This window comes from Bartonella sp. B41, from assembly GCF_053795765.1.
Genome location: NZ_CP200037.1, coordinates 333,224 through 356,916 on the forward strand (window position 1 = coordinate 333,224; position 23,693 = coordinate 356,916).

General features: G+C 37.4%; 20 protein-coding genes and 3 tRNA genes. 18 read left to right on the forward strand and 5 right to left on the reverse strand.

Features of this window, described 5'->3' with window-relative positions; translation table 11 throughout:
• Positions 1-58: 58 nt before the first annotated feature.
• Both lipA and V4P54_RS01315 read left to right on the forward strand, forming a co-directional pair.
• A complete protein-coding gene (lipA, locus tag V4P54_RS01310) occupies positions 59-1,021 on the forward strand; it encodes a lipoyl synthase (protein WP_455477360.1) in 963 nt (320 codons plus the stop codon).
• Between the two features lie 2 nt (positions 1,022-1,023).
• Positions 1,024-1,485, forward strand: a complete 462-nt coding sequence (locus tag V4P54_RS01315; protein WP_455477361.1) for a type II toxin-antitoxin system RatA family toxin — start codon at positions 1,024-1,026, stop codon at positions 1,483-1,485.
• Positions 1,486-1,532: 47 nt separating this feature from the next.
• Here V4P54_RS01315 and V4P54_RS01320 read toward each other — a convergent pair whose 3' ends face one another.
• From V4P54_RS01320 to rirA, 3 genes are read right to left on the reverse strand one after another with little or no spacing between them, the layout of a single operon-like run.
• Entirely contained in the window at positions 1,533-2,021 is a 489-nt protein-coding gene (locus V4P54_RS01320) for a CinA family protein (protein ID WP_455477362.1), read from the reverse strand.
• Entirely contained in the window at positions 2,018-3,223 is a 1,206-nt protein-coding gene (locus V4P54_RS01325) for a bifunctional 2-C-methyl-D-erythritol 4-phosphate cytidylyltransferase/2-C-methyl-D-erythritol 2,4-cyclodiphosphate synthase (RefSeq protein WP_455477649.1), read from the reverse strand. Before V4P54_RS01325 ends, V4P54_RS01320 begins: the two co-directional genes overlap by 4 nt.
• Before the next feature lie 22 nt (positions 3,224-3,245).
• Complete coding sequence (gene rirA, locus V4P54_RS01330; RefSeq protein WP_455477363.1) at positions 3,246-3,692, reverse strand: iron-responsive transcriptional regulator RirA; 447 nt, start codon at positions 3,690-3,692, stop codon at positions 3,246-3,248.
• Positions 3,693-3,865: 173 nt separating this feature from the next.
• Between rirA and V4P54_RS01335 the strand changes: the two genes are divergently transcribed.
• The 7 genes from V4P54_RS01335 to V4P54_RS01365 all read left to right on the forward strand — a co-directional run bounded on the left by V4P54_RS01335 (position 3,866) and on the right by V4P54_RS01365 (position 14,904).
• On the forward strand, positions 3,866-6,121 hold the full coding sequence (locus V4P54_RS01335; protein WP_455477364.1) for an ATP-binding protein: 2,256 nt from the start codon (positions 3,866-3,868) through the stop codon (positions 6,119-6,121).
• 9 nt (positions 6,122-6,130) lie between these two features.
• Complete coding sequence (gene ntrX / locus V4P54_RS01340; protein WP_455477365.1) at positions 6,131-7,489, forward strand: nitrogen assimilation response regulator NtrX; 1,359 nt, start codon at positions 6,131-6,133, stop codon at positions 7,487-7,489.
• A 4-nt stretch (positions 7,490-7,493) separates the two neighbouring features.
• The gene (trkA, locus tag V4P54_RS01345; protein ID WP_455477366.1) at positions 7,494-8,870 is read left to right on the forward strand and encodes a Trk system potassium transporter TrkA; all 1,377 of its coding nucleotides are present in this window, start codon (positions 7,494-7,496) and stop codon (positions 8,868-8,870) included.
• Between the two features lie 846 nt (positions 8,871-9,716).
• Positions 9,717-10,349 carry an ATP-dependent Clp endopeptidase proteolytic subunit ClpP gene (gene clpP / locus V4P54_RS01350; protein ID WP_455477367.1) on the forward strand — a complete coding sequence of 211 codons (633 nt, stop codon included), beginning with the start codon at positions 9,717-9,719 and terminating at the stop codon, positions 10,347-10,349.
• A gap of 187 nt (positions 10,350-10,536) precedes the next feature.
• Positions 10,537-11,811, forward strand: a complete 1,275-nt coding sequence (gene clpX, locus V4P54_RS01355; protein ID WP_455477368.1) for an ATP-dependent Clp protease ATP-binding subunit ClpX — start codon at positions 10,537-10,539, stop codon at positions 11,809-11,811.
• A gap of 174 nt (positions 11,812-11,985) precedes the next feature.
• Positions 11,986-14,409, forward strand: coding sequence for an endopeptidase La (gene lon, locus V4P54_RS01360; RefSeq protein ID WP_455477369.1), 2,424 nt, complete (start codon positions 11,986-11,988; stop codon positions 14,407-14,409).
• 216 nt (positions 14,410-14,625) lie between these two features.
• The gene (locus V4P54_RS01365) at positions 14,626-14,904 is read left to right on the forward strand and encodes an HU family DNA-binding protein (protein ID WP_455477370.1); all 279 of its coding nucleotides are present in this window, start codon (positions 14,626-14,628) and stop codon (positions 14,902-14,904) included.
• A 503-nt stretch (positions 14,905-15,407) separates the two neighbouring features.
• Here V4P54_RS01365 and trmFO read toward each other — a convergent pair.
• Positions 15,408-16,796: a methylenetetrahydrofolate--tRNA-(uracil(54)-C(5))-methyltransferase (FADH(2)-oxidizing) TrmFO gene (gene trmFO, locus V4P54_RS01370; protein ID WP_455477371.1), complete on the reverse strand. Its 1,389-nt coding sequence runs from the start codon at positions 16,794-16,796 to the stop codon at positions 15,408-15,410.
• Positions 16,797-16,921: 125 nt separating this feature from the next.
• Between trmFO and V4P54_RS01375 the strand changes: the two genes are divergently transcribed.
• From V4P54_RS01375 to V4P54_RS01405, 7 genes are all read left to right on the forward strand, one after another.
• Positions 16,922-17,004, forward strand: a tRNA-Leu gene (locus tag V4P54_RS01375).
• Positions 17,005-17,134: 130 nt separating this feature from the next.
• Positions 17,135-18,544 carry a trigger factor gene (gene tig / locus V4P54_RS01380; protein WP_455477372.1) on the forward strand — a complete coding sequence of 470 codons (1,410 nt, stop codon included), beginning with the start codon at positions 17,135-17,137 and terminating at the stop codon, positions 18,542-18,544.
• A 144-nt stretch (positions 18,545-18,688) separates the two neighbouring features.
• On the forward strand, positions 18,689-20,188 hold the full coding sequence (gatB, locus tag V4P54_RS01385) for an Asp-tRNA(Asn)/Glu-tRNA(Gln) amidotransferase subunit GatB (protein ID WP_455477373.1): 1,500 nt from the start codon (positions 18,689-18,691) through the stop codon (positions 20,186-20,188).
• Positions 20,189-20,378: 190 nt separating this feature from the next.
• Positions 20,379-20,768: an NADH:ubiquinone oxidoreductase subunit NDUFA12 gene (locus V4P54_RS01390; RefSeq protein WP_455477374.1), complete on the forward strand. Its 390-nt coding sequence runs from the start codon at positions 20,379-20,381 to the stop codon at positions 20,766-20,768.
• 87 nt (positions 20,769-20,855) lie between these two features.
• Positions 20,856-21,281, forward strand: coding sequence for a DUF2155 domain-containing protein (locus V4P54_RS01395; protein WP_455477375.1), 426 nt, complete (start codon positions 20,856-20,858; stop codon positions 21,279-21,281).
• Positions 21,282-21,601: 320 nt separating this feature from the next.
• Positions 21,602-21,847 (forward strand): hypothetical protein, encoded by a 246-nt coding sequence (locus V4P54_RS01400; RefSeq protein WP_455477376.1) that lies wholly within the window; start codon positions 21,602-21,604, stop codon positions 21,845-21,847.
• A gap of 32 nt (positions 21,848-21,879) precedes the next feature.
• Positions 21,880-22,296, forward strand: a complete 417-nt coding sequence (locus V4P54_RS01405) for a rhomboid family intramembrane serine protease (RefSeq protein ID WP_455477377.1) — start codon at positions 21,880-21,882, stop codon at positions 22,294-22,296.
• 32 nt (positions 22,297-22,328) lie between these two features.
• Here V4P54_RS01405 and V4P54_RS01410 read toward each other — a convergent pair whose 3' ends face one another.
• A complete protein-coding gene (locus V4P54_RS01410) occupies positions 22,329-23,150 on the reverse strand; it encodes a TrmH family RNA methyltransferase (RefSeq protein WP_455477378.1) in 822 nt (273 codons plus the stop codon).
• Positions 23,151-23,352: 202 nt separating this feature from the next.
• Here V4P54_RS01410 and V4P54_RS01415 point away from each other — a divergent pair.
• Positions 23,353-23,436: transfer RNA gene (locus V4P54_RS01415), tRNA-Tyr, on the forward strand.
• Between the two features lie 30 nt (positions 23,437-23,466).
• Positions 23,467-23,540 (forward strand) — tRNA-Gly (locus V4P54_RS01420).
• Positions 23,541-23,693 lie beyond the last annotated feature (153 nt).

Here is a 23,693-nt window from a genome sequence, read left to right on the forward strand (position 1 = left end):
AAATCTTGTATTTTATGGTTTTTTATAAGCATTCCATATTTACAAGATAGAGGCTTAAATGGTTACGGTTGTTGATAGAGTTACAAATAGGCGCTTGCGTCATCCTGAAAAAGCACATCGTCCAGATACGAGCATACCCAAAAAACCGGATTGGATTCGTGTGAAAGCGCCAACATCGCAGGTATATAAAGAAACGTACGGTATTGTACGTGCCAATAAGTTAGTAACTGTATGTGAGGAAGCAGGGTGTCCAAATATTGGTGAATGTTGGAGTCAGCGTCATGCTAGCTTCATGATTTTGGGTGAGATATGCACGCGTGCCTGTGCTTTTTGCAATGTTGCAACAGGTATTCCACAAGCAGTTGATAATGATGAACCAGAACGTGTAGCGGATGCGGTTGCTCAGATGGAATTAAAACATGTTGTTATTACATCTGTTGATCGTGATGACCTTTCTGATGGTGGCGCACAGCATTTTGCGAAAGTTATTTATGCTATTCGTAAAAAGGCTCCAAGAACAACAATTGAAGTTCTTACTCCTGATTTTCGTCATAAGGATGGAGCTTTGGAAATTGTTGTTGCTGCTAAACCTGATGTTTTTAATCATAATTTGGAAACAGTCCCGTCTAAATATTTGAAAGTTCGTCCAGGGGCGCGTTATTTTCATTCAATTCGGTTATTACAGCGCGCTAAAGAACTTGATCCAACAATTTTCACGAAATCAGGAATTATGGTTGGTCTTGGAGAAGAGCGGAATGAAGTTCTTCAATTAATGGATGATTTACGTTCTGCTGATGTTGACTTTATGACAATTGGACAATATTTGCAGCCTACACGAAAGCATCATCCAGTTATTCGTTTTGTGCGTCCTGAAGAATTTGAGTCTTTTGCTAAGATTGGTAAAGTAAAGGGTTTTTTGCATATGGCTTCCCATCCTTTAACACGTTCATCTCATCATGCTGGAGATGATTTTGAAGTTTTGCAAAAAGCTCGTGATGAAAAATTTGCTTTTCAGAGATAATCATGCCGACTTTTACAACATACCGGCAAATTTCTCATAAAGCCTGTGAGATGTTTGATCTTGTTTCAGATATAGAACGTTATCCTGAATTTTTGCCAATGTGTGAAGCCTTAACAATACGTTCTCGAAAAGAATGTGGAGAAAAGACATTGCTTCTCGCTGATATGACAGTTGGTTACTCGATTATTCGAGAGACTTTTACAACCACAGTATTGCTTCATCCGAGGGAAAATCTCATAGAGGTTAAATACATTGACGGTCCATTCAAATATCTTGAAAATCATTGGTCATTTCAGCCTATTGAAAATACAAATGCATGCAATGTAAAATTTTTTATTGATTATGAGTTTAAAAGCAGAATGCTTAGTTTAGTAATGGGGTCAATGTTTGATATTGCATTTCATAAATTTACAGATTCTTTTGAAAGACGTGCTCATCAAATTTATGGTTTTCCAATGGCATAATTCATTGATTTGATTTTTCCACATGTCAAGTTTGGTTGTAAGAAATATCATTGAAGAGATTTTAAGATCATATCTAAGGAATTTTTGACAGCAGCATGGCGAATGGCGTTGCGATTAATATTTTTGAAAAACATTTCTGTGTGCACAGTTTCATGATTTTTGTAAGCAATTGCAAAATGCACAAGTCCTATAGGTTTATCAAGACATGCTCCACTAGGTCCTGCAATTCCCGTGACAGAAATTGCAATATCGGCGTTTGAATATTTTAATCCACCATCAGCCATTGCAATAGCAACTTCTTTTGAAACAGCTCCATACGTTTTTATAAGTTCAGAGCATACACCAACGAGACGCATCTTAGATTCATTTGAATAAACAATAAATCCACAATCAAATATATCTGATGATCCTGCAATATTGGTAAGGTTTGCAGAGATAAGTCCTCCTGTACAAGACTCAACAGTCGTTAAAAGCAGACCTTTTGAACGACAAGCATTAAGTACTTCTTGTGCTTGCTTTTTACAGAAACATATCATGTTGGAATTTCTCCAGGATAAAGGACGGTAGCAGTTGCGAGAGCAGCAATACCTTCTCCACGACCAATAAATCCTAGTTTTTCATTTGTTGTTGCTTTGATGGAGATTCGATCAGATGAAATTGAAAATATATTCATAAGGTTTTCTACCATTACAGAACGGTAGGAGCTAATTTTAGGATTTTCAGCAATCAGTGTAATATCAACATTGGCAATACGGCCACCTGCTTTCTTAACAATATCAATTGCATGATGTAAAAAAAAATCTGATGATTTGTTTTTCCATTGAGGGTCAGAGGGGGGGAAATGTGTACCAATATCTCCTGCACCACGGGTAGCAAGAAGGGCATCAGTTAGCGCATGAAGAGCAACGTCAGAATCTGAGTGTCCGTTTAATTTTTTGTGGAAGGGAATTGTTATGCCACATAATGTAATGGAAGTTCCTTCCTCAAAAGCGTGAACATCATAACCATTTCCAGTGCGGATATCAGGAAACATTTTCATTTTTTTTTGGAGATATATTTGGAGATATAAATGTGCAGTATCAAAATCTTCGTTCCATGTAATTTTTATATTGTTGGGTGCTCCAGGAATCATTCGCATGGAGATACCAAACCATTCTGCAATTGCAGAATCATCCGTAAAATCATATTTGCAGGATTTTCTTGCTTTTTCATGAGCAGCTAAGATTTTTTTGAATGGAAAGCATTGTGGGGTTTGCGCACTATAAAGATCAGTGCGTGAGATAGTCTCTAAAATATTGTGTGTATTATTTATGCGTTTAAGAGTATCAGAGATGGCAAGAGCGGGAAGTACACCTTCTCTGTTATTAACGGTAGCATGGATCTGCTCAAGGAGACTGTTTTCAATGAAGGGACGTGCACCATCATGAATATGAACATATTGGGGTTTTATGTTTTTAAGTGCATGAAGTCCACATAAGGTAGAGATTTGACGCGTGTTACCTCCGTCAACAACTATAAGGTGCTCTTTAATGGGTTCTATAGCTTGTGCACAAATTTGATGATCGTCTGGATGAATAACCAGCACAATTGTTGTAATGGATTGATGCTGCAAAAAACAACGTATAGTATGACGGATAACCGGTTCTTTTCCTAAAAGCCGATATTGTTTTGGAGTTTTTTGCAGAGATCCTGCTCTTTTTCCGCGTCCAGCGGCTAATATTACAGCTGCAATAGAAATATTTAATTTCCTTTTTATTATCTCAGTTAATTATTTTATGGTTATCAATTTTAAATTGATTTCGAAAGGATGGTTGTTGCAGATCAGCAATAGATGTCACTGATAATACACTAAAAAAAGCATCCAATGCTTTTCGAAGTGCAGTATTTAAATTACAAAAATCTACCAATGGACAATTAGGCTCTTCAGTATCGAAACACTCTGCCATGGAAAAGCTATCTTCCGTTACTTTTACAACATCAGCCACCGAAATCTCTGTTGCAGGTTTAGCTAATTTAATTCCACCATTACGTCCTCGTACTGTCTGTATAAAACCTGCTTCAACAAGAAGTTGGAGGATTTTAAACAAAAAAAGCTCAGAAACAGAATGCACCTTAGCAATTTCTGGAACACGACTTAAAGATCCATGATTATCTGCACAGTACATGAGCATTCGGAGTGCATAATTCGTTTGCCTGGTTAACCGCATTTCACCTCCTCTGTAAAATACCAGAAAATTCTGTTTATTTAAAATGTATTTTGAAAATATAGAAACTCTTCCTTTATTTACTAGATTAGCCGTATTTTAAACACAGCACCGGTATTGTCAATTTTTGTCGTAGAGAGCTATATGGAGCAGAGAATAAATAACGTAAGCGAATCATGAATACAACACTCCTAACCAATTTTAAAAATGCTGGCAAAATTACTTACAACGATGAGCTTTATCGCTTAAGTAAGATGTATATATTTTTAGGTGTCACAATTATCGTATTGGCTTTGTTAACAGCTTCTGTATCATTTATCATTCTTATAGGATTAACTCCTGTTGTTCCTAGTCGGATTGTGACTCTAGTTCTAATAGGAATTAATAGTGTTTGGATTTTAGGACTTGTAGTAATCGTCTTTTACGAGATGATTCCTATTATTCGTGCGTGGCGATCAAGACGTGCTGGCTCACGTCTTCATGTACGTCTTATTTCTTTATTTGCTCTTGTTGCAACTGTTCCGGCTGTAGCTGTTGCTCTTGTATCAGGTCCTGCGCTTAATTTAGGATTGGACAGATGGTTTGATACGACAACTCGACAAATTGTGGGCTCTTCTATCGATTTGGCGAATGCTTATGCGGATGAAATGCTTCAAAATTTGAAGAATTTATCTTACGCTATGGCATTTGCACTGGATAATAGGAAGCTTTTAGAGCGTAATCCAGCTGCATACAAAACGCAGCTAACACGTCACGCAGCAGGGCGCAATCTTCGTGGTGCATTTTTATTAAGCTCGAACGGAACCATTTTTATATCGAGCGACTTGGGTAATGAGGACAAGCTACCTATCCCTCCACCTAATCTCATTGGACGAGCAACTAGCACGAGGCCATTTTCTTTTCAACCAGGTATTCACGATTATTTTGGTATTATTTTAAAATTTACCAATATTCAAAACACATTTTTATATTTGGTGCGTGATGTTGATAAAGATGTTTTGTCGGCTTTGCGTTTAACGGAAGTAAATACAGATAATTATCGAGATTTAAATGAAAATCGTCTTCCTATGCAAATTGCATTTGGTATGCTTTATTTATGTCTCTTTTTTAGCTTATTTCTTTCGGCTATTTGGGCTGGTATTGCTGTTGCTGATCGCTTAGTTCGGCCTATTCGCCTTCTTATTGGTGCGGCTGATGATGTGGCTTCTGGAAATATGGAGGTTCTTGTGCCGGTTCGTGCAAAGGATGGGGATATCGGGCAATTATCGAAAACTTTTAACTATATGGTAAGTGAATTGAAGAGCCGGCGTAATGAGTTGATTGCAGTTCGTGATCAAATTGATGAAAGAAGGCGCTTTTCTGAGGCTGTTTTATCAGGTGTAACAGCTGGTGTTGCGGGAATTGATGATAATGGCGCTATTACAATCATTAATCGATCCATTGAAGCGATGTTTGGTATTCGTTCTGAACAAGTGATTGGACAAAGTATTTTATCGTTAAGTACTGAAATCGGAAAAGTTTTTGAATTGGCGCGTTCGTTAGGTCGTAAAAATCATCGTGAGCAAGTAAGTCTGAGTGTTGCTGGACAAGAACGCGTTTGTAATGTGCAAATTACAATGGAAGAGGATGATGGGCAAGGTCAATCTTGGGTCTTAACAATTGATGATATTACGGATCTTGTTGAAGCTCAGCGTTCATCAGCATGGGCAGATATTGCACGTAGGATTGCCCATGAAATTAAAAATCCACTTACACCTATTCAACTATCAGCGGAACGCATTCGTAAACGTTACGATAAGGTTATTACGCAGGATAGAGATGTTTTTGAGCGGTGTATTGAGACAATTATTCGACAAGTTGGTGATATTGGGCGTATGGTTGATGAGTTTTCTTCCTTTGCACGTATGCCTAAACCAAAAATGCGTATTCTAGATATTCGCGGATTGCTCCGCGAAGCATGTTTCTTGATAGAAGTTGCTCGACATGATATTCATTTTGAGAAAGATTTAGGAAATATACCACTTATTGGTGCATTTGATAATCGTCTCATTGTTCAAGCATTTTGTAATGTTATAAAAAATGCAAGTGAAGCTATTGATGCAGTCGTGCGGGAGGAGGGCACTCGTGGTCATATTCTTGTGCGTTCTTATTGCCAAGAAGAATTTTTGATTGTGGATGTTATTGATAACGGGAAAGGGCTCCCTAAAGAGCAAAGGCAAAAATTATTAGAACCATATATAACAACACGAGAAAAGGGTACAGGGCTCGGATTAGCTATCGTACGCAAGGTTATTGAGGATCATGGTGGTTATATGGAGCTGCATGATGCACCAAAGAGTTTTTATGAGGGGCGTGGCGCGATGATCCGTTTGGTATTTCCAGAGAATGGAGTTGAGCAAGATGGCATTGCAAAGTTACAAAGCATGAGATAGGGAAACAAAATGGTATCAGATATCTTAATTGTTGATGATGAATCAGACATTCGTGAGCTTGTTGCTGGAATTTTAGATGATGAAGGCTATGAAACACGTGTTGCATGTAATTCTGATGAAGCATTGGCACAAATTAGTGAGCGTGTTCCAAAGCTTATTTTTTTGGATATTTGGTTACAAGGAAGCCGTATTGATGGCTTAGGATTGCTCGATGAAATTAAAACGCGGTATCCTGCTCTTCCAGTGATTATGATTTCTGGTCATGGCAATATTGAAACAGCTGTTTCTGCTATAAAACGAGGAGCGTATGATTTTATTGAAAAGCCTTTTAAAGCGGATCGGCTTGTATTGGTTGCTGAGCGGACTCTTGAAAATTCAAAATTAAAACGGGAGCTTTCGGAACTGCAAAAGCGTTCGAACGAGACACCGGAATTGCTTGGGACGTCATCTGTTATGAAACATTTGCGTCAAACTATAGAAAAAGTAGCACCAACAAATAGCCGTATTATGATTACAGGTCCTTCAGGTGCTGGAAAAGAAATGGTGGCGCGCGCTATCCATGCGCTTTCAGCGCGTTCAAATGGGCCATTTGTTACAATAAATGCAGCAACAATCACCTCAGAAAGAATGGAAATAGAATTATTTGGTAATGAAATGGAGGGTGGTGAACGCAAAATTGGTGCATTAGAGGAAGCTCATGGTGGAATATTGTATCTTGATGAAATTGCAGATATGCCCCGCGAGACTCAAAGTAAGATTCTTCGAGTATTAACGAGTCAGACATTCGAGAGGGTTGGTGGCACAAAACGTGTTAAAGTAGATGTGCGCATCATTTCTTCGACTGTGCAAAATCTTGAAAATCTCATTGCTGACGGGCATTTCAGAGAAGATCTTTTTCATCGTCTTTCAGTCGTTCCTGTTTCTGTTCCTCCCCTTTCTGCGCGCCGTGAAGATATTCCAGATCTTGTGCGTTATTTTATAAAAAAAATATCGCATCAAGTTGGTATTAGGCCACGTGAAATTAGTGATGATGTTATAGCTATTTTGCAAATGCAAGCTTGGCCAGGGAATGTACGACAGTTACGAAATAATATTGAGCGTCTTCTAATTCTTATTCGTGATGGTGATGGTCCAATAACAGCGGAGTCCCTTCCTATAGAAATGAGTGATTCTTTACCACGTCTTCAGATGGATGTAGATGAAAGTGTAATGGATTTACCACTACGAGAAGCGCGAGAATTGTTCGAAAAGAAGTATTTAGTAGCGCAAATTGGACGCTTTGGTGGAAATATATCGCGTACAGCTGAATTTATAGGTATGGAGCGTTCTGCTTTGCACCGTAAGATTAAAGCGCTTGGAGTTTCATAAAATTATGCGTGTTATTATTTGTGGAGCAGGGCAGGTCGGTTATGGGATAGCGGATCGTCTTGCTGCTGAGAATCATGATGTTACTGTCATTGATATTGAAGCGATCTTGATTGAAAAAATTATTGATTCGTTGGATGTTAGAGGTTTTATTGGTCATGGTTCGCGGCCTGAGGTACTTTTGGCAGCAGGTGCAGATAAGGCTGATATGTTAATTGCAGTGACCTTATTTGATGAAGTCAATATGGTGGCTTGTCAGGTTGCACATTCATTGTTCAATATTCCAACAAAAATAGCACGCATTCGTTCACAGTCTTATTTAGAGCCACACTATAAGATGCTTTTTGCCAGAGAAAATATTCCAATTGATGTAGTTATTTCACCAGAAGTTGAAGTTGGAGAAATGGTTTTGCGTCGTATTGCTCTACCTGGTGCAATAGATGTTTTGCATTTTTGTAATGATGAGATTGTTGCATTAGCTTTGGAATGTATGGAAGATTGCCCGATTGTTAATACACCATTGCGTCAATTAACGGAGCTTTTCCCAGATCTTTGTACAATAGTTGTTGCCATCAAGCGTGGCTCAGAATTAATGGTAGCGCATTCAGATACGCAACTACGCGTTGGTGATATAACTTATCTTGTTGTTGCTCGTGATCAAATGCGTCGTGCAGTTGGGCTTTTTGGTCATAAGGAGCAGGATGCCCATCGTATGGTTATTGCTGGAGGAGGCCATATAGGTCTTTATGTCGCTCAGGCTATTGAAAAGCGTCTGCATAAGTTAAGATTGAAAATTATAGAATCGGATAGAGAGAGGGCATTAACAATTACTGATCAGCTTGAAAAAACGACAGTTTTATATGGTAATGTGTTAGATCCTGCTCTTCTTAAAGAAGCTGGAATTGATCAAGCTGATTTAATGATTACACTAACAAATCAGGATCAAGTGAATTTATTGAGCGCTATTATTGCGAAAAGACTTGGATGCAAAGCAAATATGGTGTTGATCAATAATGTTGCCTACCAAGAATTTAGCCGTGCAGTTGGTGTGGATGCATATCTTAATCCTCATAGCGTGACCATATCGAAAATTTTACAACAAATGCGTCGTGGTCGTATTCGTGCTGTTCATTCAGTTTTAAATGGTCAGGCAGAAATTATTGAGGCTGAAGTAATGCAAACTTCTTCATTAGTTGGTAAACCACTGTCAGAATTAAAATTGTCAGAAGGTTTAAGAATTGGCGCTATTTACCGTAACAAAACGATAGTACAGCTTTCTGCGGATACACATATTTTGCCTGGTGATCGGATAGTAATTTTTTCTCTTGCTGACAGCGTTCGTGATGTTGAGCAATTGTTTCGTGTCAGCTTAGAATATTTTTGACATATGCATCTTTTATGGACGTTTGTGTTCTGGGATGGAGGGTAGCTTGGTAAGGCTAATTTTTATTTTAACAGTTAAAGCTGTACAGTGTATTGGGATTTTCGCCCGTGTAAAGTAGAAAAGTCCTATTTGTTATATAAATCCGGCAAATTTTTCATGTTTGGCCGTTTGAATGCCTCAATCTAAGTTTTTCTTGTGGTAGGAGTAGGAAATAAATTTCAATTATCAGTATCATATTTGTGAAATAGCAACGGTGTTTTTAGATATATACGAACAGCTTATTGGGTTAAACATGTTGTTCAAATTTTGATAAAATTTGGTTTATTAAAGAAAAATGCTGTAGGGATGGCTTTTTGTGTGTTTTATTTGCTTCTTAATAACCCTATTATAAAGGTGTTTAAGATTGCTTATCAGACTCGAATATTTTCGAGTCCTGCTTTGAAGCATTTTAATTGAAAAAAGGGAATTGATTTTATTGAGATGATTTCGAGCTACGATATTTTATAATAGTGATATTTTGTGATTTGCCAAACATTGTATTTTTCATTAAGCAAGGGAGAAAAATATTTTTTCATTATTGTTGTTGGATAAATCAAAAAGTTAGATGCATTTTTTTGCTTTAATTTTTGATATTGAATTGTTTGCAAGTTTGAGTTGGATAGAATTTTACATCCGTAAATGTGAAGATCACTTAAGGATCTCTGGAGGGTTTTCATCATCTTAGTCAAAGTAATTGAAGCTTGCTTGAATGGTGTTGATTTCATCTTGCGTAAAAGAGCAGTGTTAGCCTATGGGTAGAAAATTAAACATATGAAAAGCGATTCTTAGATAGATGGAAGTAAAAACATGAGTGACCCAATGAAAACGGCATTAAATCTTGTTCCTATGGTTGTTGAGCAAACTAATCGCGGTGAGCGAGCTTATGATATTTTTTCTCGTCTTTTAAAAGAGCGGATTATTTTTATTAATGGTCCCGTTGAGGATGGTATGGCAATGCTTGTTTGTGCGCAGTTGCTTTTTTTAGAAGCGGAAAATCCTAAAAAGGAAATTAGCCTTTATATTAATTCACCAGGTGGTGTTGTAACATCTGGTATGGCTATTTATGATACGATGCAGTTTATTCGCCCCCCCGTTTCTACTCTTTGCATGGGGCAAGCGGCATCAATGGGATCATTGCTTTTAACAGCTGGAGCGAAGGGACACCGTTTTGTATTGCCGAATGCACGCATTATGGTACATCAACCATCTGGTGGTTTCCAAGGTCAGGCCTCAGATATTGAAAGGCATGCGCAGGACATTATAAAGATGAAACAGCGTTTAAATGAAATTTATGTTCAGCATACGGGTCAAGATTATGAAGTTATTGAGAGGACTCTTGATCGTGATCATTTTATGACAGCAGAAGAGGCAAAACAATTTGGTTTAGTAGACGATGTCATACAATATCGTACAGAAACTGAAAAAAAGGAAAAAGATTAAGAATTTTTATATAAAATAGAAGATATTTTAATAGAGAGCTTTGTGAAGTTACTGCGAGAATAACAGAAATAACAAAAAAATACCTAAATATATTGTGATGTGGATAGTTTTGTATATGTCTTTTAGTTGTAATAAGTTTTATTTGAAAAAATGAAGTATTCATATTTCATGGTGAAAGGAAAATGAGATGAGCAAAATTAGCAATAGTGGGGGCGAACCAAAAAATACTCTCTATTGCTCATTCTGCGGCAAAAGTCAGCATGAGGTGCGTAAGCTCATTGCAGGTCCTGCTGTGTTCATTTGTGATGAATGCGTAGAGCTTTGCATGGATATCATTCGTGAAGAAAATAAATCTTCTGGGATTAAGGCACGTGATGGTGTTCCTACTCCACAGGAAATTATCACGGTTCTTGATGATTACGTTATTGGTCAGTGGCACGCAAAGCGCGTTCTTTCTGTTGCTGTTCATAATCATTATAAGCGGCTTGCGCATCAGTCTAAGAGCAATGATATTGAATTGACAAAATCGAACATTTTGTTGGTTGGCCCAACGGGTTGTGGTAAAACTTATTTAGCACAAACATTAGCGCGCATTATCGATGTTCCTTTTACGATGGCTGATGCAACAACTTTAACCGAAGCAGGGTATGTAGGTGAAGATGTTGAAAATATTATTTTGAAGCTTCTTCAGGCTGCTGATTATAACGTTGAACGTGCGCAACGTGGTATTGTGTATATTGATGAAGTTGATAAAATTTCTCGTAAAGCTGAGAACCCCTCTATTACAAGGGATGTTTCTGGGGAAGGTGTGCAGCAAGCGTTGTTAAAGATTATGGAGGGGACTGTTGCTTCTGTTCCTCCACAGGGTGGACGTAAGCACCCACAGCAAGAATTTCTTCAGGTTGATACAACAAATATTTTGTTTATTTGTGGGGGTGCTTTTGCTGGCTTGGAACGGATTATTTCAGATCGTGGAGAAAAAGTCGCTATTGGTTTTTCTGCAACTATTAAGACACCTGATGAGCGCTGTATTGGTGAAGTTCTGCGTGATTTGGAGCCTGAGGATCTTATTAAATTTGGTTTAATACCAGAGTTTATTGGCCGTCTTCCAATTATCGCTACCTTAGAAGACTTGGATGTTGATGCGCTTGTTCAGATTTTATCACAACCAAAAAATGCGTTGGTTAGGCAATATCAACGTCTTTTCGAGATGGAAAACGTGGAATTATCATTTCATGAAGATGCGTTACAAGTTATTGCTAAGAAAGCGATTGAACGCAAGACTGGTGCACGCGGTTTACGTTCTATTATGGAAAAGATACTTCTTGAGACTATGTTTGAGCTACCAGCTCTTGAAGGTGTTCAAAAGGTGGTAGTTTCGAGCGATGTTGTTGATGGAAAAGCTCGCCCTCTTTATATTTATTCAGAACGTACAGAAGACAAAGAAAACGTATCAGCGTAAATATTGTATGATATAAAATGAATGCCGTTTAAAGGCAGGTATTTCTGGATATTATGAACATGGTGCTTGATTTATATGTTTGTAGTTCCCACTTCATGCATTGTGAAGAGGTATCTTTTTAAGGGTGCGGGCCTTGTGGTAATGGGTATATAATAGGCTCCAGAAAGGAGAATTATGCAGTATATTGATGAAAAGACAGATGAGGTAATGGAGGGGCTTTATGCTGTTTTGCCTCTTCGTGATATTGTTGTCTTCCCGCACATGATTGTTCCTCTTTTTGTGGGACGAGAAAAATCTATTCGCGCTCTTGAAGGAGCAATGGCGTCTGATAAGCAGATATTGTTGGTTACGCAGAAAAATGCTGCTGATGAAGATCCACAATCGGGAGATATTTACGATATTGGTACGTTTGCTAACGTTCTTCAGCTTCTAAAGCTTCCTGATGGAACTGTAAAAGTTTTGGTTGAAGGTACTGCACGTGCAAAAATTAAACAATTTACTGATAATGAAGACTATCATCAGGCCTTTGCAACTGTAACGGAAGAATTTAAAGAAAATGCCGTTGAGGTTGAAGCTCTCTCTCGATCGGTGATTTCTTATTTTGAAAATTATGTAAAACTTAATAAAAAAATTTCTCCTGAGGTTGTTAATGCGGTTAGTCAGATTGATGATCCGTCCAAGCTTGCTGATACTATAGCATCACATTTGGTAATTAAGCTTTCTGAAAAACAGGAAATATTAGCTTTGTTATCTGTACGAGATCGTCTTGAACGTATTCTATCTTTTATGGAAGGAGAGATTTCTGTTTTGCAAGTTGAAAAGCGTATTCGTTCTCATGTAAAACGGCAAATGGAAAAAAATCAGCGGGAATACTATCTCAATGAGCAGATGAAAGCTATTCAGAAAGAGTTAGGGGCGGGTGATGATAGTCGCGATGAATTGTCTGAATTAGAAGAACGAATCACAAAAACTAAGTTTTCCAAGGAGGCGCACGAAAAGGCTGTCGCAGAGCTTAAAAAATTGCGTAATATGTCACCTATGTCTGCAGAAGCAACGGTTGTTCGTAATTATCTTGATTGGCTTTTGGCAATACCTTGGGGGAAAAAATCTAAGATTAAAAATGATTTAAACTTTGCAGAAAAGATTATGAACAATGAGCATTTTGGTCTTGAAAAGGTGAAGGAAAGAATTATTGAGTATCTGGCAGTGCAAAATCGAGCGTCAAAAATAAAGGGGCCTATTATTTGTTTGCTTGGTCCTCCAGGTGTTGGAAAAACATCTCTTGCGCGCTCTATTACAAAAGCAACAGGGCGTGAGTATGTTCGTATTTCATTGGGAGGTGTTCGAGATGAAGCAGAAATTCGTGGACATCGCAGAACTTACATTGGTTCCATGCCTGGGAAAATTATTCAGTCTATGAAAAAGGCTAAAAAATCTAATCCACTTTTTTTGCTCGATGAAATTGATAAAATGGGGCAAGATTTTCGTGGAGATCCCTCATCAGCTCTATTAGAGGTTCTTGATCCTGAACAAAATGGTGCATTTATTGATCACTATTTAGAAGTAGAATATGATCTTTCCGATGTTATGTTTGTTGCAACAGCGAACACGCTTAATATTCCAAGTCCATTGATGGATCGGATGGAAATTATTCGTATTGCTGGCTATACTGAATGTGAAAAGATGGAAATTGTTAAGAGGCATCTTTTGCCAAAGGCATTGAAAGATCATTGTTTATCTAAACGAGAGTTTAGTGTTTCTGATGATGCAATCAGGTCAATTATACAATACTATACACGGGAAGCGGGTGTTCGTAATCTTGAGCGTGAATTAATGAAGATGGCACGTAAATCAGTGACAAAAATTTTTAAAACACATCAAAAATCTGTGAAGATTACAGAAGACAATATTGATGATTTTTTGGGCGTTAAGCGTTATCGTTACAGCCAGATTGAAGGTGAAAATCAGGTTGGTATTGTTACTGGGCTTGCGTGGACTGAAGTTGGTGGAGAGTTATTAACCATTGAGGGTGTTATGATGCCAGGAAAAGGCAAAATGACAGTAACTGGAAATTTGCGTGATATCATGAAGGAGTCAATTTCTGCAGCAGCGTCTTACGTGCGTTTTCGTGCTGTTGATTTTGGTATCGAGCCACCTCTCTTTGATAAGCGGGATATTCATGTCCATGTTCCAGAAGGGGCTACACCAAAAGATGGTCCATCTGCTGGAATTGCAATGGTAACAGCGATTGTTTCTGTGTTAACAGGGATAGCTGTACACAAAGATATTGCGATGACTGGGGAAATTACTTTGCGAGGGCGCATTTTACCAATTGGTGGATTGAAAGAAAAATTGCTTGCAGCTCTTCGAGGAGGTATAAAAAGAGTACTTATTCCTGAAGAGAACGCAAAGGATTTGATTGATATTCCAGATGATGTCAAAAATAGTATGGAAGTTATTCCGGTAAGTCATGTAAGTGAAGTTCTTAAACATGCTTTAGTTCGTTCTCCTGATGCTATTGAATGGACTGAACCCTCTACAGTAGCTGCAGCGGTTAGAACGGAAAGTGACAATGGAGGGATGCAGATTGCGCACTGATTCATTGTTGCATTTTTAAAGTTATAGACGCTATTTTTATTATTTTTTTCTTTGTTTATTTAAAAAAAGTAAAAAATTCCGTGAATAACTATGATTGTTACTAAAAAAAGAATGTATTGAATAAAAATAAGACTTCTGTTTGCTGTACTTTTCAATAAACTGCTTGATAACTTGTTTAACTGTGTTATCCGATAATATAGGGAAAGGAAATATTTAATGAATAAAAGTGAACTAATTAGCTCAGTTGCTGAAAAGGCGGGTGTTTCAAAAGCTCAAGCTGGATCTGTTATTGACGCTTTTATCTCTTCTGTAACAGAATCTTTGGCATCAGGAGGAGATGTTCGTCTTCCAGGTTTTGGTTCTTTCGAAGTTTCTCATCGTGCTGCTACAAAGGGGCGTAATCCTTCGACAGGCGCTGAAATCAGTATTCCAGCACGTTCTGTACCTAAATTTTCTGCAGGAAAAAGTCTTAAAGAGGCTGTTAATAAAAAATAATTTACACTTTACGGAAGAACTCATTTATTAGAAAACCCGATTTATTGTAAGCGGGTTTTTTCAAGGGGTTTTAGTGTTTGTTTTCAATAATTTTGTAATATTTATTTTCTAGAAGTATTATGGGCGATAGATATTTTTAAAAACATTTAAATAAAATTTTTCATTTTAGAGGATAGTAAAAATTATAAATAGTTATTTTGTATTTTATTATGAAAAAATGTGGCGTCATTTTCTGCTGAAATGAGGTTTGCTAGCAAAAATTAAAGTGTGATTGTGCTGCTTTCTAGTTATTTATCTATTTTTTATTATTACGGTTATTTTATGTTTTTGATAAATTATGATGATTAATATACAATATGAAATAAAAAGAGATCCTCTAGCGGATGTTTGGGTATATTTTGTTGAATGGTAGCAGTTTTTTTTAAAATGGTCGAAGGTCAGGAGATATGCATATCTCGCATGAAAGTTAAAGACGGTAATAGTTTAGGAAGTTATTTTTTGTTTTAATTGTTTAACCACTGTATACAATCAGCTAAGGCTCTGGCTGCAATGGCTTGCTTTTTTGCTAATTTTCTTTCTCCACTTGGTAAGTGCTTGTATGATTTTTTTATAGAAGCAATAGGCGGGAAAAGTCCAAAATTGATATTCATAGGTTGAAAAGACATTTTTTCTGTTTCTTCGGTTGTTATGTGTCCACCTGTTATATGGTTTAAAAGAGCTCCAAGTGCCGTAGTTAATGGTGGTAAGGAGTGGTGATTGTTTTTGTACTCAGCAGCAGCGAAGCGTCCAGCAAGGAGTCCTATTGCTGCTGATTCTACATAACCTTCACATCCTGTTATTTGTCCAGCAAAACAAATTTGAGGATTTTTTTGCAGACAAAGAGTTTTATCAAGAACAGTTGGCGAATTAATATAGGTATTGCGATGAAGTCCACCGAGGCGCGCAAATTCCGCTTTTTCAAGACCAGGGATCATTCTAAAAATGCGAATTTGTTCACTGTATTTTAATTTTGTTTGAAAGCCTACCATATTATAGAGGGTTCCAAGCTTATTGTCTTGTCGTAATTGGATAACGGCATAGGGTTTAATTGTTGGATTATGAGAATTGGTTAATCCCATAGGTTTCATGGGGCCATGTCTTAAGGTTTCAAGTCCACGTTCAGCCATAATTTCGATTGGCAGACATCCATCAAAATATGGACTTTTTTCAAAGTCACGAAATTCTGTTTTTTGCGCGTTTTTCAATTCTTGAACAAATGTCTCGTACTGTTTTTTATTAAGAGGACAATTGAGATAATCTTTTCCCGTTCCTACAGGTCCAATTTTATCATAACGAGATTGATACCAACATATGTTCATATTAACGCTATCAGTATATACAATTGGTGCTATGGCATCAAAGAAGGAGAGCGATTTTGTTCCAGTTATTTCTTGTATTGTTTGAGCAAATGTTGGTGAGGTAAGAGGGCCAGTTGCAATGATAATTTTATGCCAATTTGGGGAAATTTTACAAACCTCTCCACGCTCTATAGTTATAAGAGGATGATTTTCAAGTGCAGATGTGACGGTCTTAGAAAATTCATTACGATCGACGGCTAGTGCGCTTCCAGCTGGTACTTTATTGGAATCTGCAGATTTCATAATTAGGGATCTTGCTAATCGCATTTCGGCATGTAGAAGTCCTACAGCATTTGTCAGTGAATCATCGGAACGGAAAGAGTTTGAACAGACGAGTTCTGCAAATTTATCTGTTTTATGGGCGTCAGATTTTTTTTCAGGTCGCATTTCGTGCAAGATGACGGGAATTCCTGATTGAGCAATTTGCCAACTTGCTTCACTACCTGCAAGGCCGCCTCCAATAACGTGAATGGGAATATTAATTTTATTAAACATAGCATATTTTTAGCTGAAGCAATTCTATCTGAAAAGTATAGATTTTAAATATATTTATTTGCTTTTTTTCCTGAATTAATGGTATAGAAACGCCGCTTATATGAGTTATTGGTTTATGAGTTTGGGCGGATGTGGCGAAATTGGTAGACGCACCAGATTTAGGTTCTGGCGGGAGACCGTGGGGGTTCGAGTCCCTCCATCCGCACCAAAAAAATCCTCTGATACCATGGTTTTTGTGTGTTTGGAAGTACGCTTCATGGTGATTTGATTTAGGTATTAACGATGCAATTATTATCAGAGTGGGTTGTTCCTCTTTTCAGAAAAATGAAGGTTGTTTGATGCAGATTACTGAGATACTTAATGAAGGACTGAAGCGCGAAATTGAGATCGTGGTTCCAGCAAGAGATTTGGAAAAAAAGCTAAATGAACGGTTAAATAGTGCTAAGGGTAAAGTCAGGCTTAATGGCTTCCGTCCTGGTAAGGTTCCTGCTGTACATTTACGAAAGATGTACGGTAAGTCGTTTATGGCAGAAATTATTAATGAAATTATCGGGGATGCTCCGCATTCTATTTTGGCGGATCGCGGTGAACGTTCAGCAATGCAGCCAAAAATTGATATAGTTGAAAATGAGAAAATTTTAGATGGTGAAGCTGATTTTGTTTTCAGTTTAAAGTACGAGGTTGTCCCAAAAATTGAGATTAAAGATTTTAAGAATATTGAAATTATTCGTGAAATTGCAATTATTCCTGAACAAGAGGTTGATGCGCAAGTGGAGCGTATCATTTCTTCTACTCGTAATTATTCACCAAAAAATTGTGCTTCTGAAGAAGGTGATCGTGTTACGATAGATTATGTTGGTAAAATTGAAGGCATTCTGTTCGATGGTGGAAGTGGCAATGATGCACAATTAGTCCTTGGATCAAAGCAGTTTATCCCTGGTTTTGAAGAGCAGTTAGTCGGTGTAAAAGCAGGTGATACAACAACGATTTCTGTTAAGTTCCCTGATGATTATAGTGCGGCTCATTTAGCTGGTAAGGATGCAGAATTTGATATTAAGGTTAAGGCTATTTCTAAACCAGATGAGATAAAGATTGACGATGAAGCTGCTAAAAAACTTGGTTTAGAGTCTTTGGATCGCTTGCGTGAAGTTGTTCATGGACAAATTGAAAATCAGTATGGTTCAATGACACGACAAAAAATTAAACGTCAAATTCTTGATGCCTTGGATGCTGATTATAATTTTGAAATTCCTGAAGGACTTTTAGAAATTGAGTTTAATAACATATGGAAGCAGGTTAATGATGATTTAAAAAAGGCAGAAAGTAGTTTTGAAGATGAGGGACTCACGGAAGAGTGTGCACGGGAGGAATATCGTAAATTAGCGCAGCGTCGTGTTCGTCTTGGTTTGGTACTTTCAGAAATTGGTATAAAGGTTGGTGTGAAAATAAGTGAGGATGAAGTAAAGGCAGCTGTTTTTGATCAGGTTCGTCAGTATCCTGGGCGAGAGAAAGAGATTATGGATTTTTTCCGTAATACACCGGAGGCTGTTGCAAATTTACGTGCTCCGATTTATGAAGAAAAGGTTATTGATTATTTGTTAACGCAGATAAAAGTCATTGATAAGGAAGTTACGGTTGAAGAATTAATGAAAGAAGATGAGTTGAATTTAGCAGGAGAAAAATCTTCAAGGAAAGAAAAAGGTACAAAAAAGGTTGCAAATAAAAAGAAGGAGCCAAAAAAGGATTAATATTTACGTTGGTAAGATGAGTTTGATAAAAATTGGTTCAAGGAATTAGATTTTCTTATGTCTGGTTTATATTCGACTTGCGTTTCATGGTGATCTTAGATTATCCATTAAGCGTGTTTTTAAAGTATTGGCAGTGGATTGGTAATGGAAGTCATTGATACGCGTACTCCTGATTCTAAACGTTTTATTTCCGGATTAACAGGTGATTGGGAAGTTGTTATTGGTATGGAGGTTCATGCGCAGATAATATCAGATTCAAAGCTTTTTTCAGGTGCTTCAGCTAAATTTGGTGCTGAGCCAAATGACAACGTATCACTTGTTGATGCAGCTATGCCCGGTATGTTGCCTGTTATTAATCAGGAATGTGTTCGTCAGGCTATTCGAACTGGTTTGGGATTAAGGGCTAATATTAATCTAAAATCCGTTTTTGATCGAAAAAATTATTTTTATCCAGATTTGCCTCAAGGGTATCAAATTTCTCAATTTCGCTATCCCATCGTTAGTGAAGGGAGGGTTATAGTATCTGTCGGTCCAGATTCGAGTGGTCAGTTTGAGGATATTGAAGTTGGTATTGAAAGGCTGCACCTTGAACAAGATGCTGGAAAATTGATACATGATCAGCATCCGACAATGTCCTTTTTAGATCTTAATCGTTCTGGTGTAGCTCTTATGGAAATTGTTTCCAAACCAGATATGCGTTCATCAGATGAAGCTAAAGCTTATATGACAAAATTACGTACGATTGTTCGTTATTTAGGGACTTGTGATGGTAACATGGATGAAGGCTCCATGCGTGCAGACATCAACGTATCTGTTCGCCGCCCTGGTGGAGTTTTTGGAACGCGTTGTGAGATAAAAAATGTTAATTCTATTCGTTTCATTGGCCAGGCTATAGAGTATGAAGCACGTCGTCAAATTGCGATTTTAGAGGATGGTGGTAGCATAGATCAAGAAACGCGTCTTTTTGATGCCGTTAAAGGAGAAACTAGGTCTATGCGCTCTAAGGAAGAGGCGCATGATTATCGTTATTTCCCAGATCCTGATCTTTTACCATTGGAAATTGATCAAAAATTGGTGGATAGTCTGGCTTCAGAATTGCCTGAATTACCTGATGATATAAAGGCGCGATTTATTCATGATATGGGATTGACAGTGTATGATGCTTCTGTTCTTGTGACAGAAAAAGCTATTGCTGATTATTTTGAGGAAGTAGCACGTGGGCGTGATGGAAAAACAGTTGCAAATTGGGTGATTAATGATTTTTTGGGTGCTTTAAATAAAGATAATCTTGATATTGAGATGGCCCCCGTGACTCCAAACAAATTGGGGAGTATTATTGATCTTATTAAAGAAGGAACTATTTCTGGAAAAATTGCTAAAGATCTCTTTGAGATTATTTGGAATGAAGGTGGGGATCCTCGTCAGGTTGTTGAAGAGCGCAATATGAAGCAGGTGACCGATGTGAGGGCTATCGAAGAAACAGTTAATGAAATTATTGCGAATAATTCTGATAAAGCTGTTCAAGCAAAACAAAAACCTGCTTTAGTCGGTTGGTTTGTTGGACAAGTTATGAAGACAACAGGTGGTAAGGCAAATCCTCAAACTGTTAATAAATTGGTTAAGATGAAGCTTGGCGTAGATTAATATTGTGGAATGGAAGAAGTTGCGAATAGGATGTTTTGTCGGCTAAGGTATACAAATTGAAAGTCTTCACTAAATAGAATTACAATCAAATTTATCGGTGATTTTAATTTTTGATAATTTCAAGTTTTTTAGCTCTATCATTATCCTAATGATTTATTCCGTAGGAAATGTACAGAAAATGGAATAGAGAATGATTAATTTTTTAAGGCAAGTCTTCACGTGGTGGAATGGTAATACTATCAACACGCGCTTTTTTACGTGGCGTAATGGTAGGCGCGTAGGGGAAGATCAGTTTGGAAATGTTTACTATGAAGGTGGTTGCCATAAAGATGGTTATTTGCGTCGGTGGGTGATTTATAAAGGTTATTCTGAAGCCTCTACTATTCCTCCGGGTTGGCATGGTTGGATTCATCACCGTTATGATGTTCCACCTACACAAGAGGATTACAAGTTACGTGAATGGGAAAAACCTCATGTGGGAAATGTTACTGGGACAAGCAAAGCCTATCGACCGAAAGGAGCCATCTCTTCCAATGGTAAAAATTATTCATATGAAGATTATGATGCATGGTCACCTTAAACGCGTTTGGTATTGGTGAGTGGGGATGTTTTCCTTTGTTTTGCTATCGATCATAGTTAGGATTTTAGGTGTGATTAATTTAATATTATGAGATCTTCTTTGTTATCAGAATTGAAGCGTTTTTTTTATGTTTATTGCATGGGAGGAGTTGTGATATTGTCCTTAATGGGCAAGGTGCAAGCTGAGCGGGTTAGCAATGGAATTGCGGTTTTTGCTGGTCTTGATAAAATTACTGGTCGTACCACGAAGTTTGAGGTTTTTCTTGGTGAGGTTTATCAATATGGTGTTTTACAAGTGATACCGCGAGTGTGCTATACGAGTTCTAAGAATGAATCAGCTAATACGACTGGTTTTATTGAAGTTAATGAGGTCACATTGGATAAAAGGGTACGACGTATTTTTACGGGGTGGATGTTTGCAGATAGTCCCGGTTTGAATGCAGTAGAGCATCCTATTTATGATGTATGGTTAAATGGCTGCAAGAAGAGCTCTCGCAGTGGGCATGTACGCTGATTTTAAAAGTTATATATTGAAGTAAAATCAGGCGGATTCCAATTATCCAGTTTACAGGACGCAAAATTTCCTGATTATACATTAAAAAGCATAGAGAGGATGACGGTTTTACTTTGTGATGATTGAGGCTCTTTGTTTAGGTTTATTTTTTTCGATAATTGTATTGAGGGATATTTCCGATATTTATTTTGAAATGTTTTACGTGAGATATGAGTGTTTTCACAAAAAAAATATTAACTTTGATAGCTTTTCATTATGAAAATTAATTTACTCGTTTTGCATAAAGAGTTATCGATTTTAGAGAACGAGGCTTCAATGCAATGAGAGATGTTGATCACCAATATGGCAATATCCCATTATCATCAAAACAGCGTAAAGAACCATTATTGGATGTTCCGTTTATTGTAATTGTTTTGATAGCACTTTGTTTTTTTTATTTATTTTATTCCTCAGTATTTTTTTCTGATCAGCTTTATATCGAAAATTTTGATTTTTTTTATTTACGCAAACGTTTTTTAGGGATACCCCATTATCGTTTTGTCATACGACCATTAGTTATTCATTAATGCATGGTAGTTTTGAGAATGTTGCAATTAATATGACTTGGCTTTTAGTTTTTGGATCTCCATTGGCAAGGCATTTTGGCAATTTAATTTTTTTGCTTTTTTGGGTAATAGCAGCACTTGTTTCGTCCTTAACTTATTTTATATTTCATCAGGATAGTATGGTTTCTCTTGTTGGAGCATCAGGCGTAGTTTTAGGAATGATGGGCGCTGTGGCTCGATATGGTTTTTTTCCTATTTATTTTAATACTAGTTCACGAAATGCAAGATTTTTTGGTTCTCTGAAATCTATCAAAAAAATATTTTTTTCGAAGATTGTACTCATTTACATAAGCGTATGGTTTATTGTTAATTTTACTGTTGGTACTTTTAGTCATTTATTCGATGGAAGCAATATTCCGATAGCTTGGGAAGCCAATATTGGTGGTTTTTTCAAGATTTTTGTTGGTTGATTTTTTCGATTTTATACAGAATAAATGGAATATTACGGCCTAAGATATTTATCAGCAGCATAAAGCGCTATCGTTGCTGCGTTTGAGACATTTAATGATTTAATATTTCCTGGGACATTAAGACGTGTTAATGCGTGGACAGTTTCGCGTGTTTTCTTGCGTAGACCTTTACCTTCTGCTCCTAGAACAAGGGCAATTTTTTCTCCTGTTAATGCAGTTTCTAATGGGACGTTTCCTTCTGAATCTAGGCCGAAGCTAATAAAGCCTGCTTCATGGAGTTCGCAGAGTGCTTCGGAGAGATTTCGTACAGTGATATAATTTATTAATTCCAAAGCTCCAGAAGCTGCTTTGGCTAGAACACCACTTTCTCTTGGGGAGTTACGAAAAGTTGTAATGAGTGCTCCAGCTTTAAATGCAACTGCTGAACGCATAATAGCACCAACGTTATGCGGATCAGTAATTTGATCTATTACAATGACAAGATCAGTATCCGTTAATCTGGATAATTGGCGTGGTTTGAGGGGTTCCGTTTCTAAAACAACACCTTGATGAACAGCATCTTTTTCAACGAACGCATCAAGTTGGTTTGGTGAGCATAATACGACAGAACAGGGAAAATTTGATTCGGATATGCCTAATCGTTTTAAAGCATTTGACGTAGCATAGAGACGCAAAAAAACTCTTTTAGGATTTTGTAAAGCTGTACGAACTGAGTGTATACCGTAAAGACGGATTATTCCATCGCTTATTTTTTGTCTTTGGTGCATTTCAGATGGAGAAGAACTGCTTTTGACATTATGATATCGATGCCGTAAACGGGTATAGTGAGAATTTTTAGATATTTTTTCCTTCATATATTCTTTATAGCTTGTTAATGATAGAAGTGGCTAGAAAAAAGCTGTAGTTTAAGGTTATTAAAAGAAAATTTACATAGAATTGTATTTATTTTGTTGACAGATCCGATACTAATCGCCATAACCGCCCCGCAGCCATTTTAAATTGAATCAATAAATTTGGTTGCGGTAATGCCTCATTACACGGCTTTCCTTATAATTTGGAGGGGTGCCCGAGTGGTTAAAGGGGGCGGACTGTAAATCCGTTGCGTATGCTACGTTGGTTCGAATCCAACTCCCTCCACCATTTTCAAAGGAAGGTGAATATTGTAGATGTGCGGGTATAGCTCAATGGTAGAGCAGCAGCCTTCCAAGCTGAATATGCGGGTTCGATTCCCGCTACCCGCTCCAGGCATTTTTTAGTGATTATGGGGGGTGTCCACGGTGGTTTCCGTCATAACTTAGACGGAATTCTATTTGATGATTGTGATAGTCGGACTGATGTATCAGGCCGGTTTAATTCGGTTTTGCAGACCTGTTTTCCAGGCGCTAATAAAACAAGAG

Excerpts from the sequence above, each read along its gene's own strand:
- trkA (WP_455477366.1), top strand. The coding sequence starts at position 7,494 with ATGCGTGTTATTATTTGTGGAGCAGGGCAGGTCGGTTATGGGATAGCG.
- V4P54_RS01320 (WP_455477362.1), bottom strand. The coding sequence starts at position 2,021 with ATGATATGTTTCTGTAAAAAGCAAGCACAAGAAGTACTTAATGCTTGT.
- V4P54_RS01390 (WP_455477374.1), top strand. The coding sequence starts at position 20,379 with ATGATTAATTTTTTAAGGCAAGTCTTCACGTGGTGGAATGGTAATACT.
- ntrX (WP_455477365.1), top strand. The coding sequence starts at position 6,131 with ATGGTATCAGATATCTTAATTGTTGATGATGAATCAGACATTCGTGAG.
- clpP (WP_455477367.1), top strand. The coding sequence starts at position 9,717 with ATGAGTGACCCAATGAAAACGGCATTAAATCTTGTTCCTATGGTTGTT.
- lipA (WP_455477360.1), top strand. The coding sequence starts at position 59 with ATGGTTACGGTTGTTGATAGAGTTACAAATAGGCGCTTGCGTCATCCT.
- V4P54_RS01400 (WP_455477376.1), top strand. The coding sequence starts at position 21,602 with ATGAGAGATGTTGATCACCAATATGGCAATATCCCATTATCATCAAAA.
- gatB (WP_455477373.1), top strand. The coding sequence starts at position 18,689 with ATGGAAGTCATTGATACGCGTACTCCTGATTCTAAACGTTTTATTTCC.
- V4P54_RS01335 (WP_455477364.1), top strand. The coding sequence starts at position 3,866 with ATGAATACAACACTCCTAACCAATTTTAAAAATGCTGGCAAAATTACT.
- rirA (WP_455477363.1), bottom strand. The coding sequence starts at position 3,692 with ATGCGGTTAACCAGGCAAACGAATTATGCACTCCGAATGCTCATGTAC.
- lon (WP_455477369.1), top strand. The coding sequence starts at position 11,986 with ATGCAGTATATTGATGAAAAGACAGATGAGGTAATGGAGGGGCTTTAT.
- clpX (WP_455477368.1), top strand. The coding sequence starts at position 10,537 with ATGAGCAAAATTAGCAATAGTGGGGGCGAACCAAAAAATACTCTCTAT.
- V4P54_RS01405 (WP_455477377.1), top strand. The coding sequence starts at position 21,880 with ATGACTTGGCTTTTAGTTTTTGGATCTCCATTGGCAAGGCATTTTGGC.
- V4P54_RS01395 (WP_455477375.1), top strand. The coding sequence starts at position 20,856 with ATGAGATCTTCTTTGTTATCAGAATTGAAGCGTTTTTTTTATGTTTAT.
- trmFO (WP_455477371.1), bottom strand. The coding sequence starts at position 16,796 with ATGTTTAATAAAATTAATATTCCCATTCACGTTATTGGAGGCGGCCTT.
- V4P54_RS01365 (WP_455477370.1), top strand. The coding sequence starts at position 14,626 with ATGAATAAAAGTGAACTAATTAGCTCAGTTGCTGAAAAGGCGGGTGTT.
- tig (WP_455477372.1), top strand. The coding sequence starts at position 17,135 with ATGCAGATTACTGAGATACTTAATGAAGGACTGAAGCGCGAAATTGAG.
- V4P54_RS01315 (WP_455477361.1), top strand. The coding sequence starts at position 1,024 with ATGCCGACTTTTACAACATACCGGCAAATTTCTCATAAAGCCTGTGAG.
- V4P54_RS01410 (WP_455477378.1), bottom strand. The coding sequence starts at position 23,150 with ATGAAGGAAAAAATATCTAAAAATTCTCACTATACCCGTTTACGGCAT.